The 18,760-nt window shown below is 71.5% G+C and carries 8 protein-coding genes; 7 read left to right on the top strand and 1 reads right to left on the bottom strand.

Annotated features, from left to right (window positions below; translation table 11 throughout):
- Positions 1–147: 147 nt before the first annotated feature.
- Positions 148–3,120 carry an AfsR/SARP family transcriptional regulator gene (locus tag ACUKCB_RS19690; protein ID WP_473037072.1) on the top strand — a complete coding sequence of 991 codons (2,973 nt, stop codon included), beginning with the start codon at positions 148–150 and terminating at the stop codon, positions 3,118–3,120.
- A gap of 22 nt (positions 3,121–3,142) precedes the next feature.
- On the opposite strand, the gene ACUKCB_RS19685 is transcribed toward ACUKCB_RS19690, so the two are convergent.
- On the bottom strand, positions 3,143–3,301 hold the full coding sequence (locus ACUKCB_RS19685) for a hypothetical protein (RefSeq protein WP_473037071.1): 159 nt from the start codon (positions 3,299–3,301) through the stop codon (positions 3,143–3,145).
- Positions 3,302–3,606: 305 nt separating this feature from the next.
- Between ACUKCB_RS19685 and ACUKCB_RS19680 the strand changes: the two genes are divergently transcribed.
- The 6 genes from ACUKCB_RS19680 to ACUKCB_RS19655 all read left to right on the top strand — a co-directional run bounded on the left by ACUKCB_RS19680 (position 3,607) and on the right by ACUKCB_RS19655 (position 18,676).
- Positions 3,607–4,902 carry a helix-turn-helix domain-containing protein gene (locus tag ACUKCB_RS19680; RefSeq protein ID WP_473037070.1) on the top strand — a complete coding sequence of 432 codons (1,296 nt, stop codon included), beginning with the start codon at positions 3,607–3,609 and terminating at the stop codon, positions 4,900–4,902.
- A 124-nt stretch (positions 4,903–5,026) separates the two neighbouring features.
- Positions 5,027–5,467 (top strand): cobalamin B12-binding domain-containing protein, encoded by a 441-nt coding sequence (locus ACUKCB_RS19675; protein ID WP_473037069.1) that lies wholly within the window; start codon positions 5,027–5,029, stop codon positions 5,465–5,467.
- Entirely contained in the window at positions 5,464–6,732 is a 1,269-nt protein-coding gene (locus ACUKCB_RS19670; protein ID WP_473037068.1) for a methylaspartate mutase, read from the top strand. Before ACUKCB_RS19675 ends, ACUKCB_RS19670 begins: the two co-directional genes overlap by 4 nt.
- Positions 6,733–6,791: 59 nt before the next feature.
- The gene (locus ACUKCB_RS19665) at positions 6,792–7,796 is read left to right on the top strand and encodes an asparagine synthetase A (protein ID WP_473037067.1); all 1,005 of its coding nucleotides are present in this window, start codon (positions 6,792–6,794) and stop codon (positions 7,794–7,796) included.
- Positions 7,793–9,055: a glutamate synthase-related protein gene (locus ACUKCB_RS19660; protein WP_473037066.1), complete on the top strand. Its 1,263-nt coding sequence runs from the start codon at positions 7,793–7,795 to the stop codon at positions 9,053–9,055. The genes ACUKCB_RS19665 and ACUKCB_RS19660 overlap by 4 nt, the downstream gene beginning before the upstream one ends.
- Before the next feature lie 111 nt (positions 9,056–9,166).
- Positions 9,167–18,676 carry an amino acid adenylation domain-containing protein gene (locus tag ACUKCB_RS19655; protein ID WP_473037065.1) on the top strand — a complete coding sequence of 3,170 codons (9,510 nt, stop codon included), beginning with the start codon at positions 9,167–9,169 and terminating at the stop codon, positions 18,674–18,676.
- Positions 18,677–18,760: the final 84 nt, after the last annotated feature.

Below are 18,760 nucleotides of genomic sequence, written 5' to 3'. Positions count from 1 at the left end.
AAAGGATCCGAGCATAATCCTGGTCGGCCTACCCCGACCCTGTTTTCTAAGGGGCCCGATATCGGCTTTGAAACACTTGTCGAGGGCGCGGAAGATCCTCCCTTTAGAATTCTCGGGCCTCTTCAGGTCGAGGATCCGGCAGGTCAGGTGCGCATCCCTCCGGGGCGGCAGCAGGTCGTTCTCGCCGCTCTGCTGCTGGAGGCCGGGTACGTGGTGTCCACCGACTACCTCGTGGACGCGATATGGGACGAGGACCCACCGGGGACCGCGCGTACACAGGTACAGATCTGCGTCTCCCGACTGAGGAAGAGCCTTGCCCCGACCGGAGCGGCCCTGGTGACCAGGCCTCCGGGATACCAGTTCCAGACCGACCCCGACTCGATCGACGTGCGTCGCTTCGACCGGCTCACCGCCGAGGCGGAGGTCCTCGGCCGGGAAGGCCGGGACGCGGAGGCGGCGGCTCTGCTGCGCAGGGCGGCCGGGCTCTGGAGCGGTCCCACACTCAGCGGTATCTCCAGCCGCAGTCTCGCCACCAAGGCCGCGCGCCTGGACGAGGCCCGTACCAACGTCATCGAGACCTACATCGACCTCGAACTGGGGCTCGGCCGTCACAGCGGGCTCATCGGCGAGATCAACGCGCTGGTACAGGAGTTCCCCCTCCGTGAGCGCCTGAGGGGACAGCTGATGCTCGCCCTCTACCGCTCGGGGAGGCAGGCCGAGGCGCTGGACGTGTACCGCAGGGGCCGGGACCTGTTCGTCGAGGAGCTGGGCCTGGAGATGGGCGAGGAGCTGCGCGCCCTGGAGTCGGACATCCTCTCGGGAGCCCCGGGCCTGCGGCTGAGGACGGAGGCGGTCGGCGCCCCGGCGCCCCCGGCCCCTGTCCGCGCGGCCCCGGACTCCCGAACCGAGTCGGCGCCCGAACCGGCGGTGGCTCTCCCCGACGAGCCCGACCCCCACCACGGTTCCGGTGAGGCCCGGCCCCGCCAACTGCCCGCCGACACCGCTGATTTCGTCGGTCGCACCGAGTCGGTCAGGACCGTGGAGGTCACCCTCACACTCCCCGAACGCGGTCACGCGGTCGGCGTCGCCGTTGTCATCGGCCGTCCGGGGGTCGGCAAGAGCGCCATGGCCGTCCATGTCGCGCACCGTCTTCAGGACGAGTACTTCCCGGACGGACAGCTCTACTGCGACCTGCGCGGCAGCCGCGACACCCCCACCGAGACCGCGGATGTGCTCGCCCGCTTCCTCCGGGCCCTGGGGATCCCCGGCCAGTCCATCCCCGAAGGCCGGGACGAGCGCGCGGAGATGTACCGGAGCCTGCTGTCCGACCGCCGGGTCCTGCTCGTGCTGGACGACGCCGGATCGGAGCGCCAGGTCGGAGACCTCCTTCCCGGGAGCCCGGGCTGCGGTGTGATCGTCACCAGCAGGGCCAGGCTCACCGGTGTGCCCGGGGCCGTTCTCGTCGAACTCGACGTGTTCGACAGGGACCAGTCGTTCGACCTGCTCCGCCGCATCGTCGGCTCCGGGCGAGTGGATGCCGAGCCCGTCGCGGCCGACGCCCTGGTGCGTTCGGTCGGACGGCTGCCGTTGGCCCTGCGCATCGTCGCCGCCCGTCTGGCGGCACGCCCCCACTGGTCCCTGGCCTCCATGGTCAACCGGCTCTCCGACGAACGCCACCGTCTGGACGAGCTCACCCACGGAGAACTCGGTGTCCGAGCCAGCCTCAGCCTGACCTATGACGGTATGGACGCCCTCACCCGCCGGAGCCTGCGCCTGTTCGCCCTGGCCGACGGGCCGAGCCAACCGGGCTGGATCGCCGGGGCCCTGCTCGACGACCACCGGCGTTACCCGTCCGACCTGCTCGAACCCCTGGTGGACGCCCAGATGCTGGACGTCACCGGGATCGACCCCGGCGGTGACCCCCGGTACCGGTTCCACGACATCATCCGGCTGTTCGCCCGAGAGCGCCTTCTCGACCAGGAACCCGAGCCCGACCGGAGCGCGGCCGTCAGCCGCCTGGTCGGTGGGTGGCTCAGCCTGGTGGACGAGGCGAACCGCCGCATCCACGGCGGGGACTACCTGCTCCTGCACGGGGAGGGGGCGCGGTGGCGTCCGCCGCGTGTGCTGACCGAGGCCGTCCTCGACGACCCGATGGAGTGGTTGGAGAGGGAGCAGGGCAACCTTTACGCGGCCGTGGAGACCGCGGCGGACGCGGGGCTCGACGAACTCTGCTGGGATCTCGCGGTGTCCCTGCTCACACTGTTCAGCCGGCGCTGCCACCCGGACGAGTGGACCCTCACCAACCAGCGGGCCATGGAGGCGGTGCGCACCGCCGGCAACCGGCGCGGGATGGCTGCGATCACCTTCTCCAACGGCTGCCTCTACCTGGACCAGCGCAGGAACGGGGAGGCACGCGCGGCGATGGCCTCCGCCCTGGACATCTTCACCGGGATCGATGATCCGCTCGGCCGGGCCAAGTGCCTGCGCGAACTCGCCCATCTGGCGAACGCCGACGGCGACCGCGAGCGCGCCCTGGACTACGGTTCCCAGGCCTATGCGGTCTTCGAGTCGATCGGCGACGTGGCCGGGATGGGCCGCACCCTCCTGCTCACCGGCCACGTACGCATGAGCCTGGGCGAGGAGGAGCGGGGTATGGACGAACTCGTGCGGGCCCGCCGGTGCGCCGAGACCACCGGCGACCCCCGCAGCCGCGCGCAGGTGCTGCGCAGGATCGGGCAGTACGCGCTGCTGAAGGGGGACCACCGGGAGGCGCTGGGCATCTTCACGGACTCCTTCGAACTGGTACGCGAGTTGCGCGACCCGATCGGTGAGGGCTACCTCCTGCACGATCTGGGACGGGCCTGCGGAAGGCTGGGACGTACGGGCGAGGCCCGGCGTTTCTTCGGCCGGGCTCTGGCCGTACGCGAACACATCCGCGACGGAGAGGGCGCCGCCGAGGTCGCACTGGACCTGGCACGTCTGCTCCAGGACCTGGGGGAGCACGGACAGGCCGTCGAACTCGCCGAGAGGGCGGCCGGGGTCTTCACGGACAAGGGGAGGGAACTCCAGCGCGCCGAGGCCGTGAGGATCGTCGGCACACCGCCCTCCGAACGCTGGTAGACCCGCGCCGGCGGTGGTCGGTCTACGGCTCCCAGGGGTCGTTGTTCGCGGTTTCCCCGGGGGCGGGTGCGCCGGGCGTCAGGGTGGTCCCGGCGTGGGCGGCGGCCTGGGTGAGGACGATCGGGGCGAGCGTGGCGGTGGCGGCGATGACCGCGGCGGCGAGGGTCTTGAGGAGCTTCATCCGTTTGCCTTTCGTGTTCGTTCCTTCGATGAACACGAATCTAGAAATCAGCGGCATCCCCGAGTCGATGGTTTGGCTATCACGCCGCTATCCTCAGCCCCGGTCGCCCGGGGGGACCCGAAGCGTTCCCGTTTTCTTCCGTGTCCTCGCAGCTGGAAGCGGTATCGGCGATTTCGTTGCGCCGGTGCTCGGACGGGGCCCGCCGACCCCGGACCGTGGGTTTCCCGGACGATGCGCCGGAGATAGTGCTCCTTTCCAGAATGGGCCCCGTTCCTAACTGACCCACAGGAAAGAGGACGCAGAGGATGGCATCCCCCATCGAGAACCATCGCTTCGGCGGTCTGCTCCGCCGGTACCGTGCACGGTCCGGACTCACCCAGCAGGAGCTGGCCGACTTCTCCACCATCAGCGTCCGCGCCATCCGGGACCTGGAGCACGGCAGGGCCCTGCACCCGCGCCGGGACACCCTCCGGTTGCTGGGAGAGGCGCTGCGGCTCAGCGACCGTGACCGCGAGGACCTTCGGGCCGCCGCGGGAAGGCGTACCGGGCACGTGGTCAGCCTGTGCGGCCCCGACGCCGTCACCGTGCCGCCGCCGACCACCGGAACCCCCATCCTGGGCCGGGAGGAGGAGGCGGCGGCCCTGGCGATGGCCCTGGCCGCGCCGGGCCGCCGGTTGGTGACGGTGACCGGGGCCCCGGGGGCGGGCAAGAGCCGCCTCGTGGTCGAGGTCGCCCAGCGCTACCACCGGTCCTGCGGGCTCCCCGTCCTACTGGCCACGGGTGCCGGCCACGGCTCACCGGCACCCGCCGATGAGCTGGGCCGCCTCGTCGAGCGGGCCGTGGAGGGCCTGTTCGGCGAGGGTTCCTCGGACGCGGAGAACGACGGGACGGCCGACCTGGCACGGGCGGTGGGCGGCCGGCCCGCGCTGCTGGTCCTGGACGCTCCCCGTCCCGGGACGCCCGACGAGGCGGTGCTCGCCCGTCTCCTCCGCGACTGTGCCGCGTTGCGGGTACTCGCGGTGGCCGACCATCCCTACGGCCAACCCGGTGAACTGGTCTTCCCCCTGGCCGCGCTCACCCCGGCCGCTGCCGTCGACGTGCTCGACTGGCACCTGGGGGAGGCCCGGCTCTCGCCCGGCCCCGGCCTGCGGGAGACCCCTCACCTGGCCGAGATCTGCACGCTGGTCGACCGCCTCCCCGGCGCACTGGTCTGCGCGGCCACGTGGTTGACCCTCTACGATCCGGCCACCCTGCTGTCCTGCCTGCGTGAGGACCCCCTGCCGTTCCTCAGCCCGTTGACCGGGCCCGCCGCACCCGGCCTCGTCGAAGGCCTGCGCCGGGCTTCGGCCGCCCTGGCACCGGACGAGGAGGCCGTGCTGGACCTGCTCTGCGCCACAGCCGACGGCGAACGCGCGGACGGCCTGGCCCGGATCGGTGGTATCCCCCTCGCCGACTGTGGGAGGGCGTTGAACAGCCTGATCAACCGGGGGCTCGTGCGCTGCGAGCGCGGTACCGGCCAGGCCCGGGTGCACACGCTCAACCTGATCCGCGTCCTGCGTGCCGCGCATACCCCACGGCCCCGGTCCCGGATCGCTGCCTGATCCGCGGTCGGCGCACATGCCGCCGAATCTGCCGACAGCACTTCCCGTTCTCCGTCCGCGCCGGACGTACCTTTTCGGTGAGGAAAGAAATCAACGGCCAAGCGCCATTGTCGAGGTGGGATAGATGTTCCGTGGTGGCGTTACGGGTTTCCGGCCCAAGTCCATCGTTTCCAGTACCGTTTCCGACTCCCATACCTGGAACCTCATCTTCATGCAGCTCCTGCTGGAGGAAATGGGTCACGAGGTCGTGAATATCGGGGCCTGTGTTCCCGAGGACCTGTTGGCGCTCGCATGCCTGGAACACCGTCCGGACCTGGTGGTGGTGAGCAGCGTCAACGGCCACGGGTTCAACGACGCGCTCGGACTGGTCCGGCACCTGCGCGCTGTGCCCGGACTCGAACGGATTCCTCTGGTGGTGGGCGGGAAACTGGGCGTGGACGGAGTCCGTGATGTCGGTTTCACCCGTCGGCTCCTCAACGAGGGCTTCGACGCGGTCTTCGACGAACACGAGCTGGACGGCTTCCGCGAGTTCGTCTCCGTACGCGGGCTGAGGGCGGTCTCATGACCGCGGTACCCGCCCCCGCGGCCGACCGCGTCGCGTTCGGTGACTTCGTCGCCGCCGCGGAGCGCAGCGGACACCTGGTCGTCCAGCCCCGCATGGGATTCGGCGACCTCGAGCGGATGCGTTCGGGGCTGGCCGCGACCAGGGCCGCCGACGCGGTCACCGTGGGAACCCTGACCCTGGACAGCTACACCCGAACCGGCAACCACGAGGCGGTCCGCCAAGCCCTGGCGCGCGGCGTCAAGCTCAACGGCTACCCGATCGTCGCACGTCCGGACCACGAGACCCTGGCGCTGCTCGACGGGGTACGGGACGCGGGCTTCCCCGTGCAGGTCCGCCACGGCTCCTCCCGGCCGCAGGACATCTTCCGCACCCTGACCCGCCTCGGGCTGGAGGCCACCGAGGGCGGACCCGTCTCCTACTGCCTGCCCTACAGCCGGACCCCCCTGCGTGAAGCGGTGGACTGCTGGGCCGAGAGCACCGAACTCCTCGCCGAGTCCGGTGACGACGGGCGCCGACCCCACCTGGAGAGCTTCGGGGGGTGCATGCTCGGCCAACTCTGCCCGCCCAGCCTGCTCGTCGCGATCAGCCTGTTGGAGGGCATCTTCTTCCGGCAGCACGGTATCCGCAGCATCTCGCTCAGCTACGCCCAGCAGACCCACCCCGCACAGGACGAGGAGGCCGTGCTCGCGCTGCGCAAGCTGGCGGGCGAGTACCTGCCCGACAGCCAGTGGCACGTCGTGTTCTACGCCTACATGGGTGTCTACCCCCGCACCCCCGGGGGCGCGGCCCTCCTGATGGAACAGGCGGCGCGCACGGCGGTGCGGGCGGGCGCGGCGCGCGTCATCGTCAAGACCGAGGCGGAGGCCCACCGCATCCCCACCATCGGAGAGAACGTCCGCGCGCTGGAGAACAGCGCGCGGGCTGCCGAGGCGGCCGGCCCACGCGTGCGCACGGCCGGGGACAGCGGCGTCCTCAACGAGGCCCGTGCACTGATCGAGGCGGTCCTGGACACCGACCCGGACGTCGGACGCGCCCTGCCGCGGGCCTTCGAACGGGGCTGGCTCGACCTCCCGTTCTGCCTGCACCCCGACAACCGGGGCCGGGCACGCAGCTACATCGACGACCACGGCTACCTGCGCTGGCTGACCACGGGGGACATGCCGATCCCCGTGTCAGTGGACTCGGCGGGGCACCCCCCGCTGACCGCCGACACCCTGCTCATGATGCTCCACCACGTCGAACAGCGCTACGACCGGGTCATCTGAGCGGTTCCACCAGCAAACCCCCACGACCGCCGACACCGGCGTTCCGAAACGGAGGACCCATGAACGAGCACGGCAACCCCGACGGAGTCCGGCCCATCCCGCCCCTGGGGGAGCACCTCGGTTCGCAGACCACGCGCGACATCATGCTCATCCAACAGGAAGTCCTCGCGGCGGCCCGTGACCACCTGCGCGGACAGGGTTTCGTCGAGCTCCTGCCTCCCCTGACCGGGCCGGTGACCGACCCCGGGGGACGCGGCTCCAAACAGCTCGACGTGGACTTCTACGGGCACCGCTACAAGCTCATGACCAGCGCGATCCTCTACAAACAGGCGTCGTTGCGCGGTTTCCCCAAGCTCTTCTACATCGCGCCGAACGTGCGCGCCGAACCCCCGGAGACCGCTTCCACCGGGCGTCACCTCTTCGAGTTCCACCAGATCGACGTGGAGATCGCGGGGGCCTCCCGTGACGATGCCATGCGGGTGGCGGAGGGGATGCTCACCCACATCGTCGGGCACGTGGTCGAGAGGGCCCCCGAACTGCTCCGCGGCCTCGGTCGGGACACGGTCTTCTTCAAGGAGCTGCTCCGGGGCGGCTTCGAGCACCGGACCCACGCGGACGCCGTCCAGACCCTGCGCGGCACGGGCCACGACCAGGACGCCGGGGCCGAGATCGACTGGGAGGGCGAGGCGGTCCTGTCCCACAAGGCGGACCGGCCGTTCTTCGTCACCGACTACCCCAAGGGCTCCCGCGGCTTCTACGACCGGGAGGATCCCGAGCGTCCCGGTGTGCTGCGCAACTTCGACCTGCTGGCGCACGGCGGCTACGGCGAGCTGGTCAGCGGCAGCGAACGCCAGTCCGACTACGCGGCGATCGTCACCGGTATCCGTGAGAGCGGGGAGAACCCCGCCAAGTACGGCTGGTACCTGCAGGAGGCCCGCCAGGGCATCCCCGCCAGCGCCGGTTTCGGGATGGGACTGCAACGGGTCCTGCGCTACCTGACCGGCATGGACTCCCTGTGGCAGGTCACCGCCTACCCCAAGCTCCCCGGGGTGGTGTCGGCATGAACCGCCTGCACGCGCAGGGCCTGCCGGAACAGGCGATCCGCGATCGTGCCCGCCGGGGCGCGGCCGCCGTGTTCCCTCCGGACAGCGCCTACGGGGCGACCGTCCTCGGAGCCGACGTCACCTCCCGCGGCACCGAGGATCCGCTCGACGCGGCCCGCCTGGTGCCACCGGTGTTCATGCCCCGGCGCCTGGAGAAGCTGATCGACCTGGCCCGCGAACCGCTCTTCGGCGACGTCGACCTGCGTACCCGGATCGGCGGCTTCGTGTCCGAACTCCCGGTGTACGTCTCGGCCTTCGGCTCCACGCAGGTGGGTGCGGAGCTCGCCCTGGCCGCGGGACGGCAGGCCGGCCGCCTGGGGATCCCCATGGTGGTGGGCGAGAACGTGGTGCCCACGCACGGCTACCGCACGGACTCCTCCCTGCTGCGCAGGCTGCAGGCCTACGGCGAGGAGCTTCCCGAGGCAAGCGGGGGCGTCGTCGTCCAGCAGAGCACGGAGGACGCCGACGCCGAAGTGTGGAACCAGGTCTACTCCGACCCCGCGGCGGCACCGCTGCTGGAGTCGGGCCGACTGGGGTTCGAACTGAAGGTCGGCCAAGGCGCCAAACCCGGCCTGGGCGGCATGACCATGGTCGGTGACCAGGACGCCGACCGGCTCTCGGACCGCTACGACGTCAGCGGTCGTCTGGACCCCCGGGGCGGGCTGTGCCTGCGCAGTTCCAGCCCGGGCACGTTCACCGCGGAGATCCTCGACCAACAGATCAAGTTCATGCGCAACAACTTCCCCCGGGCCTCGGTCTGGGTGAAACTCCCGCCCGGCCGCGACATCGGGAACGCCGCCCGGGTGGCCTGGGCGGCGGGGGCGCACGCCGTCACGGTCGACGGGGCCGAGGGGGGTTCGGGCTGGGCCCCGTCGGTCTTCCTGGACCGGGTGGGCCTGCCGCTGGGCGAGTGCCTGCGCAGGGTCGGTACGCCGGACGGGTGCCTGCTCGCCTCGGGGCGGATGTGGGAGGCCGGACGGTCCGTCGTCGCCCTGGCCCTGGGGGCGCGGGCCGTGGGCCTGGGCCGCGCCGCGCTCCTCGCGGTGGACGAGGACCCCGAGAACGGCCTGGTCAACCTGGTCAGCGCACTGGCCCTGGAGGCCAGGCTGCTCATCAGCGCACTCGGCAAGTACTCCCCGGCCGCACTGGACGCCGAGGACGTCCTCCTGCCCGGGCCCCCCGCCGCCGCGGTCGCGGCGGAACCGCTCTCCGTCCACTGAGGGGCCGGTCCTCCCCGCAGCCCGGGGAGGACGGAGCCCTCCCCGACCCGTCACGGCCCTCCGCCGACCGGAGGCGCCGGTCCACGATCTTCAGAAAGGTAGGAGACATCGATGCTCTGCGAATTCGATGACGTCCGGCCGCTCAACGAGGCGCAGAGCGGAATCTGGTTCACCCAGGAAACCGATCCCGAGAGCCCGATGCTCAACAACGGGGAGTACTACGAGATCACCGGCCCGCTCCAGGCCGCCGTCCTGGAGGACGCCGTGGGGCGCGTCGTGGCGGAGAGCGAGATCCTGCGCACACGCTTCCTGGCCACGGAGGCCGGGCCCCGGCAGCGGGTGGACCCGGAGCTGACCTACCCCATGCGTGTGGTGGACCTGAGCACCGCCGAGGACCCCGGGGGCCGGGCGCTGGCGATGATGCGCCAGGAGCTGGCCGTCCCCGCGGACGTGACCCGGGACCCCCTCTACGGGCACGTGCTCTTCCACCTCGGCGGGCAGCGCCACATCTGGTTCCACCGGGCGCACCACCTCATGGTCGACGGATACACCTTCATGCTGCTGGCCCGCCGGGTGGCGCAGGTGTACACCGCGCTGCTCTCCGGCGCCGACACCGGGCGGCCCCTCGGCTCGTTCCGCGAACTGGCGGCCGAGGCGGCGGCCTACGAGGCCGGACCGGAACGCGAGGAGGACCGCCGCTACTGGTCCGGGTACCTGGACGGGGCCCCGCACCACACCGCGCTCACCCGGAGCCGGGAGGAGCCCGGCCCCCGTTACCTGCGCTCCACCCGGATCATCGACGAGGAGGGCGTGGCCCGCATCAGGCGGGCGGCGGAGCGGTCCGGGACCCGGTGGAAGCAGTTGCTCATGGCCGTGGTGGCCGCCTACACGCAGCGGTGGACGGGGGAGCGCGACATCCTGCTCAGCCTTCCGGTGACCGCGCGCACCACCGAGCTCAGCCGCCGGACCCCGGGCATGTACTCCAACGTCATCCCGCTGCGCCTGGCCGTGGACCCGGCCCTGCCCGCGTCGGAGCTGGCCCGGGACGCGGCCGCCGCACTGCGGTCCTGCCTGCCGCACCAGCGGCACCCGGTCGCGGCCACCCGGCAGCTGCTCGGCCAGACCCCGCAGACCCGGCGCGAGTTCGGCCCGCTCGTCAACATCATGTCCTTCGACTACGACGTCGACTTCGGCGGACTGCCCTGCGTGCCGCACAACATCTTCCAGGGCCCCATCGAGGAGCTGCGGATCGACATCCTGCAGCGCGGCCGGGACGGCGCCCTGCACGTCGACTTCGACGCCAACCCGGCGGTCTTCTCCCCCGAGGACCTGGAACGCCGCACCGACTCGTTCGTCCGGCTGCTCGACTCGCTGTGCCGGGACCCCGAGACTCCCGTGGGCGACCTGGAGCTGGTCTCCGGGGCCGAGTACCGGCGGGTGGTCGAGGAGTTCGGCCGCCGGGCGCCGGAGGCCGCGCCGGACCTGACCGTGCACGAGGTGTTCGAGGAGCGCGCGGCGGCCGCGCCGGACGCCGTCGCGGTGGTCTTCGAGGGCGCGGAGGTCTCCTACGGCCTGCTGAACGGCCGCGCCAACCGTCTGGCACGCCATCTGCGCGAACTCGGGATCGGGGCCGGGGCCACGGTGGGCGTGCTGCTGGAGCGGGGCGAGGAGTTCGCCGAGGTGCTGCCCGCGGTGCTCAAGACCGGCGCCGCCTACCTGCCCCTGGACCCCGCCTTCCCCGACGAGCGTCTGGCCACCATGGTGTCGGCGGCCGGCGCGGACCTGGTCGTGACCAGGTCGGGGCTGGCCTGGCGGCGGGTGGGCGCTGAGCGCCTCGTCCGGATCGACGCCGTGACCGAGGCCGCGGCCGTGGCCCGCCACGCCGCCGACGACCTCGGCCTGCCGGTACCCTCCGGCGCCGCGGCGTGCGTGATGTTCACGTCGGGTTCGACCGGGGTGCCCAAGGGAGTGGTGGCTCCGCACCGTTCCGTGGTCTCCACCCTCCTGGGGCAGGACTACCTGGACTTCGGTCCGGAGCAGGTGTGGCTGCAGACCGCTCCGGTCTCCTGGGACGCGTTCGTGCTGGAGTTCTGGGGTGCTCTGCTGCACGGATCGGCGTGTGTCCTCCAACCCGGGCAGGCGCCCGAACCGACCCGGATGGCGGCTCTGGCCGCCGAACACGGCGTCAGCTCCATGTGGCTCTCCGCGGGCCTGTTCAACCTGGTCCTGGACGAGCACCCGGAGGTGTTCGCCGGCGCGCGGCAGGTCGTCACCGGGGGCGAGGCCCCCTCGCCGGAGCACATGCGCCGGTTCCTCGAAGCCTTCCCCGAGGTACGGCTGCAGCACGGGTACGGCCCGGTCGAGAGCATGGTCTTCACCAACGCGCACCGGGTCACCGGGATCGACGGACCCGTGGTCCCCGTCGGCGCGCCCATCGCCCACCGCAGCTGCTACGTGCTGGACGGCCGGTCGCGACCCGTTCCGGTGGGCGTTCCGGGTGAACTCCACGTCGGCGGCGCGGGGCTCGCGCGGGGTTACGCGGGGCGTCCGGATCTGACGGCGGAGCGGTTCGTGCCCGATCCCTTCGGGGAGGCGGGGGAGCGGATGTACCGTACCGGTGACCTGGTCCGGTGGACCGGTGACGGGGAGTTGGAGTTCCTGGGCCGGGTGGACGACCAGGTGAAGGTGCGGGGTTTCCGGGTGGAGCCGGGTGAGGTCGAGGCGGTGCTGTCCGCTCTGCCCGGCGTCGCCCAGAGCGCGGTGGTGGTGCGGGAGGACCGTCCGGGCGATCGGCGGCTGGTGGCCTACGCGGTACCCGAGACCGGAACGGAAGCCGACCCCGCCGCCCTGCGCGCCGACCTCGCCCGGACGCTGCCGGACCACATGGTGCCCTCCGCCGTCGTGGTCCTGGACGCGCTGCCGCTCAACTCCAACGGCAAGCTGGACCGGCGGGCCCTGCCCGCACCCGACTACGCCCGCGCCTCCACCGGCCGGGCCCCGCGCACTCCCCAGGAGGAGATCCTCTGCGGCGTGTTCCGCGAGCTCCTGGGAGTGGAGGCGGTCGGCATCGACGACTCCTTCTTCGACCTGGGCGGGAACTCCCTGCTCGCGACGAGGCTGGTCAGCAGGGTGCGTTCGGTGCTGGGGGCGGAACTGGGCCTGCGGGAGGTGTTCCGCGCACCCACGGTCGCCGGGATCGACGCGTTGGTCCGCTCCGCCTCCGGCGGCACGGTGCGCAGACCGCTCACGGCGGCCGAGCGCCCCGAACGGGTGCCGCTGTCCTTCGCCCAGCACCGCCTCTGGTTCCTGCACCGCATGGAGGGGCCGAGCGCGACCTACAACGTTCCGGTGGTGCTGCGGTTGCGCGGCCAGGTGGACGAGGAGGCGCTCCGGGCGGCGCTGGCGGACGTGGCCGACCGCCACGAGGCCCTGCGCACGGTCTTCCCGTCCGCCGCCGGTGAGCCGTTCCAGCGGATCCTGTCGGACCGTCCGGTACTGGAGACCGAGGACACCGCGGACGGGGAACTCCGGGCCGGGATCGACCGCGCGGTGCGTTACGCCTTCGACCTGGAGACGGAGATCCCGATCCGGGGACGGCTGCTGCGGACGGGGGAGGGGGAGTCGGTCCTGGTCGTCCTCGTGCACCACATCGCCAGCGACGGCTGGTCCATGGGCCCGCTCATGGACGATCTGGGCTCCGCGTACACCGCCCGGTCGCGCGGTGGGGCCCCGGACTGGACAGACCGCCCCGAGCTGGCGGTCCAGTACGCGGACTACGCGCTCTGGCAGCGGGACGTCCTCGGCGCGGAGTCGGACCCGGACAGCCTGATCGCCGTCCAGACGGCCTTCTGGGAGCGAACCCTGTCCGGTGCTCCACAGGTCCTGGAGCTGCCCGCCGACCGGCCCCGGCCGCAGGTCGCCTCCCACCGGGGCGAGACGGTCGGCGTCGGCATCCCCGCAGACCTGCACCGCGCGCTGACGGATCTGGCCGCCGAGCACGACGTGACCCTCTTCATGGTGCTGCAGGCCGCGCTGGCCGTCGTGCTCGCCCGCTCGGGCGCCGGCGCGGACGTCCCGATCGGCACCCCGGTGGCCGGGCGTTCCGACGAGGCCCTGGACGAGCTGGTCGGGTTCTTCGTGAACACGCTGGTGCTGCGTACGGACGTGTCGGGCGACCCCTCGTTCGGGGAACTGCTCAGCCGGGTGCGCGAAGCCGACCTGGCCGCCTTCGACCACCGGGACGTGCCCTTCGACCGGGTCGTGGAGGCCCTGGCGCCCACGCGCTCGACCGGACACCACCCCCTGTTCCAGGTCATGCTGGTGCTGCAGAACAACGCCGACGCGGGTCCGGAGCTGCCGGGCCTGGAAGCCGCGATGGAACTCCACTCCATGGGTGCGGCCAAGTTCGACCTGACCCTCGACCTGCACGAGGAATCCGACGCCGGAGCCCCCTCGGGGATCGTCGGCACCCTGGAGTACGCGGTCGACCTGTTCGACCGGGACACGGCCGCGGCCCTGGTGTCCCGCCTGGAGCGGGTGCTGGCGGCGGTGGCGGACGACCCCGGCGCCCGGGTGGCGCGGATCGACGTGTTCTCCGCCGACGAGCTGCGCCGGGTGCTCACGGAGTTCGGCGGCAGCGGGGCCGAGGCCGCGGACGGTGGGGTGTTGCACCGGGTGTTCGAGGAGCGGGTGGCGTGTTCGCCGGGTGCGGTGGCGCTGGTGTTCGAGGGTGTGGAGGTCTCGTATGGGGAGTTGAACGCTCGGGCGAACCGGTTGGCCCGGTATCTGCGGGATCGGGGGGTGGGTTCCGGGCAGTTGGTGGGTGTGTACCTGCCTCGGGGGCCGGAGATGGTGGTGGCGCTGTTGGCGGTGCTCAAGGCGGGTGCGGGTTACACACTTTTGGATCCGGCCTTCCCGGCGGCCCGGCTGGAATCGGTGGTCGGGAACGCCGGTATCCGGACGGTCGTCTGCGACTCCGCGTCGCGCACGGCCCTGGACGTGCCCGGTTCGTGCAAGGTGCTGATCGACGCCGAGGAGGAGGCGATCGGTGCCCTCGGAGCCGAGGACCTCGGTGTGGAGGTGTCCCCGGAGGACGTTGCGTGTGTGATGTTCACGTCGGGTTCGTCTGGTGTGCCCAAGGGTGTGGTGACGGCTCATCGGGGTGTGGTGGGCACGTTCTGGGGTCAGGACTATCTGGATTTCGATGCGGACCAGGTGTGGTTGCAGTGTTCGCCGGTGTCGTGGGACGCGTTCGCGTTGGAGCTTTACGGTGCTCTGCTTTTCGGTGGGCGTTGTGTGTTGCAGCCGGGGCAGCGGCCGCGTTTCGACGCGATCGCTGATCTGGTGGTGGAGCACGGGGTGACGAATCTGCAGATGTCGGCGGGTTTGTTCAATGTGATGTTGGATGAGCGCCCTGAGGTGTTCGATGTGGTGCGTGTGGCGATGACGGCGGGTGAGGCGGCGTCGGTTGCGCATGTGGCCAGGGCTTTGGGTGAGCATTCCGGGGTTCGGGTGGTGAATGGTTATGGTCCGGCGGAGAACATGGGGTTCTCGACCAGTTTCGAGGTGGTCTCGGTCCGGGCCGGCCAACGCTCCATCCCCATCGGGAGGCCACTGCGCGGTACCCGGGTCTATGTGCTCGACCAGTGGTCGAACCCGGTGCCGGTGGGCGTACCGGGTGAGTTGTACATCGCTGGTCGTACGTTGGCGCAGGGGTATCTGCGGCGTCCGGATCTGACGGCGGAGCGGTTCGTGCCCGATCCCTTCGGGGAGGCGGGGGAGCGGATGTACCGTACCGGTGACCTGGTCCGGTGGACCGGTGACGGGGAGTTGGAGTTCCTGGGCCGGGTGGACGACCAGGTGAAGGTGCGGGGTTTCCGGGTGGAGCCGGGTGAGATCGAGGCGGTGCTGTCCGCTCTGCCCGGCGTCGCCCAGAGTGTGGTGGTGGTTCGGGAGGACCGTCCGGGCGATCGGCGGTTGGTGGCCTACGCGGTGCCCGAGACCGGAACGGACCTCGACACCGACGCTGCGCGCACCGGCCTGGCCCGGACGCTGCCGGAGTACATGGTGCCGTCGGCGGTGGTGGTGCTGGACGGGCTGCCGTTGACCGCCAACGGCAAGTTGGACCGGCGGGCCCTGCCCGCTCCGGACTACGCTCACGCCTCCACCGGCCGGGCCCCGCGCACGCCCCGGGAGGAGATCCTGTGTGGGTTGTTCGCCGAGGTGCTGGGCCTGGAGCGGGTCGGGATCGACGACTCCTTCTTCGATCTGGGCGGGCACTCCCTGCTCGCCACCCGGCTCATCGCCCGCATCCGATCCACCCTCGGGGCCGAAGTGGAGCTGCGGGAACTGTTCGCCGCCCCCACGGTCGAGGGCGTGGCGGACTCCATCGAGGCGGCGGGCGAGAGGTGCTCCCGTCCGGGCGTCGTGCCCGCGGTTCGCCCCGACGTACTGCCGCTCTCCTTCGCGCAGCGGAGGCTGTGGTTCCTCAACCGCCTGGAGGCGGGGAGCACCTCCTACAACGTTCCGCTCGTCCTACGGCTGCGCGGTGAGATCGACGCGCAGGCGCTCCGTGCCGCGTTCGGCGATGTCGTCGGCCGCCACGAGGCCCTGCGTACGGTCTTCCCCGCGCCCGGAGGCGAGCCCCACCAGCGCGTCCTCGGGGAGGACGAGGCCCGGTCGCGCTTGAGCCTCGCGGTTGCGGACTGCCCGTCCGACGGGGTGGGGCAGGCCGTGGACACCCTGGTGGGCAGGGTCTTCGACCTGGCCGAAGACCTTCCGGTACGTGCCGACCTGCTGAGGATCTCCGATCGGGAGACGGTACTGGTGGTGCTGTTGCACCACATCGCCACCGACGGCTGGTCCGAAACGGTCCTCCTGCGCGACCTCGCCGAGGCGTACCGCGCCCGCAGCGTCGGTGATCCCCCCGGTTGGAGTCCCCTGCCCGTGCAGTACGCCGACTACACGCTGTGGCAGAACGCACTGCTGGACGAGGAGGAGCCGGAAAGCCCGGCCGCCGGTCAGCTCGACTTCTGGCGCCGGGCCCTGGACGGGTCCCCCGAGGTGTTGGAACTGCCGACGGACCGGCCCCGGCCCGCGGTGGCCTCCAACCGCGGCGAGAGCCTCGCCTTCTCCCTCGACGCGCAACTGCACGCACGGCTGCAGGAGATCGCCCGATCCCGGGGATGCACGCTGTTCATGGTGTTGCAGGCCGCGCTGGCCGTCGTGCTCGCCCGCTCGGGCGCCGGTGACGACGTCCCGATCGGTACACCCGTGGCGGGACGCGACGACGAGTCCCTGCACGACCTGGTCGGGTTCTTCGTGAACACGCTGGCGCTGCGCACCCGTGTCGACCGGGACCGCGCGTTCGCACGGATCCTGGACGGGGTCCGGGACGCGGACCTGGCGGCGTTCGAGCACCGGGACGTGCCCTTCGACCGTGTCGTGGAGGCGGTCTCGCCGACCCGGTCCATGGCGCACCACCCGCTCTTCCAGGTCATGCTGGTGCTTCAGGACGGCGTCGGCCAGACGATGCCCGGACTGGACGCGGAACGGGAACCGTTCGGATGGCGGATCGCCAAGTTCGACCTCACGTTCTCCTTCTCCACAGGGCCCGAGGGCATGTCCGGTGCGCTGGAGTACGCGGTCGACCTGTTCGACCGGGACACGGCGGCGGCTCTGGTGGCCCGTCTGGAGCGGGTGCTGGCCGCGGTGGCGGAGGACCCCGAGGTCGTGCCGGCCGAGATCGAACTGCTCTCCGCCGGGGAGCGGCGGCGTGTGCTGACGGACTTCAACCGGTCCGGCTCGTCCCCCCTGGACGGTGGGGTGTTGCACCGGGTGTTCGAGGAGCAGGCTGCTCGGGTGCCGGGTGCGGTGGCGTTGGTGTCGGGGCGGGAGCGGGTCTCCTACGGGGAGTTGAACGCGCGGGCGAACCGGTTGGCCCGGTACCTGCGGGACCGGGGGGTGGGTTCCGGCCAGTTGGTGGGCGTGTACCTGCCGCGGGGCCCGGAGATGGTGGTGGCGCTGTTGGCGGTGCTGAAGGCGGGCGCGGGTTACACGTTGCTGGATCCGGCCTTCCCGGCGGCCCGACTGGAATCGGTGGTGGCCTCGGCGGGGGTCGGCACGGTGCTCGCGGATGCGGACGGCCGGGATGTGCCGTCGGCTCCGGGTGTGCGGGTGCTGTCGGTGGACGGGGCCGGTGTGGCCGCGTACGGGGACTCCGACCTGGAGGTCGAGGTCTCGTACGAGGACGTTGCGTGTGTGATGTTCACGTCGGGTTCGTCTGGTGTGCCCAAGGGTGTGGTGACGGCTCATCGGGGTGTGGTGGGCACGTTCTGGGGTCAGGACTATCTGGATTTCGATGCGGACCAGGTGTGGTTGCAGTGTTCGCCGGTGTCGTGGGACGCGTTCGCGTTGGAGCTTTACGGTGCTCTGCTTTTCGGTGGGCGTTGTGTGTTGCAGCCGGGGCAGCGGCCGCGTTTCGACGCGATCGCTGATCTGGTGGTGGAGCACGGGGTGACGAATCTGCAGATGTCGGCGGGTTTGTTCAATGTGATGTTGGATGAGCGCCCTGAGGTGTTCGATGTGGTGCGTGTGGCGATGACGGCGGGTGAGGCGGCGTCGGTTGCGCATGTGGGCAGGGCTTTGGGGGAGCATTCCGGGGTTCGGGTGGTGAATGGTTATGGTCCGGCGGAGAACATGGGGTTCTCGACCAGTTTCGAGGTGGTCTCGGTCCGGGCCGGCCAACGCTCCATCCCCATCGGCGGTCCGATCGGCGCCTCCAGGACCTACGTCCTCGACGACCGCCTGCGCCCGACCCCCGTCGGAGTCCCGGGTGAGTTGTACATCGCTGGTCGTACGTTGGCGCAGGGGTATCTGCGGCGTCCGGATCTGACGGCGGAGCGGTTCGTGCCCGATCCCTTCGGGGAGGCGGGGGAGCGGATGTACCGCACCGGTGACCTGGTCCGGTGGTCGTCCTCCGGCGATCTCGACTACCTGGGCCGGGTGGACGACCAGGTGAAGGTGCGGGGTTTCCGGGTGGAGCCGGGTGAGGTCGAGGCGGTGCTGTCCGCTCTGCCCGGCGTCGCCCAGGCCGTGGTCGTTGCTCGGAACGACCACGGCGGCGCCGCATCGCTCGTCGCGTACACCGTCCCGGTCGCCGGCGCGGAACTGGACGGAGCCGCCGTCCGCGCCGCGGTGTCCGACGCCCTGCCGGAGTACATGGTGCCGTCGGCGGTGGTGGTGCTGGACGGGCTGCCGTTGACCGCCAACGGCAAGTTGGACCGGCGGGCCCTGCCCGCTCCGGACTTCGCGGCGGCGGTCTCGGGGCGGGGGCCCCGCGACCCGCGCGAGGAGATCCTGTGTGGGTTGTTCGCCGAGGTGCTGGGCCTGGAGCGGGTCGGGATCGACGACTCCTTCTTCGATCTGGGCGGGCACTCCCTGCTCGCCACCCGGCTCATCGCCCGCATCCGCTCCGCCACGGACACGAAAACCACTCTGGAGGACATCTTCCGCGCCCCCACCGTGGCCCAGCTCGCCGAACGCCTCGACCGAGCGCCCGTGACCCGGGCCCGGCCGGCTCTGCGCCGCCGTACCGAGGCCGGGGTGGAACTCGGCGGCTGACCCCGCCGACCCCGCCCCCCGCAGCGGCCGGGCCCCTGACCGGGGCACCGGCCGCTGCGCCGTTCGCTCCCGCGGCCCGACTCC

The sequence above is a fragment of the Nocardiopsis moroccensis genome (genome assembly GCF_055763695.1).
This window is presented reverse-complemented; position numbering and strand designations above follow the sequence as displayed.

What these genes read in the sequence shown, in the direction of transcription:
- ACUKCB_RS19670 (WP_473037068.1), top strand. Translation starts at nt 5,464, where the DNA reads ATGACCGCGGTACCCGCCCCCGCGGCCGACCGCGTCGCGTTCGGTGAC.
- ACUKCB_RS19685 (WP_473037071.1), bottom strand. Translation starts at nt 3,301, where the DNA reads ATGAAGCTCCTCAAGACCCTCGCCGCCGCGGTCATCGCCGCCACCGCC.
- ACUKCB_RS19655 (WP_473037065.1), top strand. Translation starts at nt 9,167, where the DNA reads ATGCTCTGCGAATTCGATGACGTCCGGCCGCTCAACGAGGCGCAGAGC.
- ACUKCB_RS19675 (WP_473037069.1), top strand. Translation starts at nt 5,027, where the DNA reads ATGTTCCGTGGTGGCGTTACGGGTTTCCGGCCCAAGTCCATCGTTTCC.
- ACUKCB_RS19665 (WP_473037067.1), top strand. Translation starts at nt 6,792, where the DNA reads ATGAACGAGCACGGCAACCCCGACGGAGTCCGGCCCATCCCGCCCCTG.
- ACUKCB_RS19680 (WP_473037070.1), top strand. Translation starts at nt 3,607, where the DNA reads ATGGCATCCCCCATCGAGAACCATCGCTTCGGCGGTCTGCTCCGCCGG.
- ACUKCB_RS19660 (WP_473037066.1), top strand. Translation starts at nt 7,793, where the DNA reads ATGAACCGCCTGCACGCGCAGGGCCTGCCGGAACAGGCGATCCGCGAT.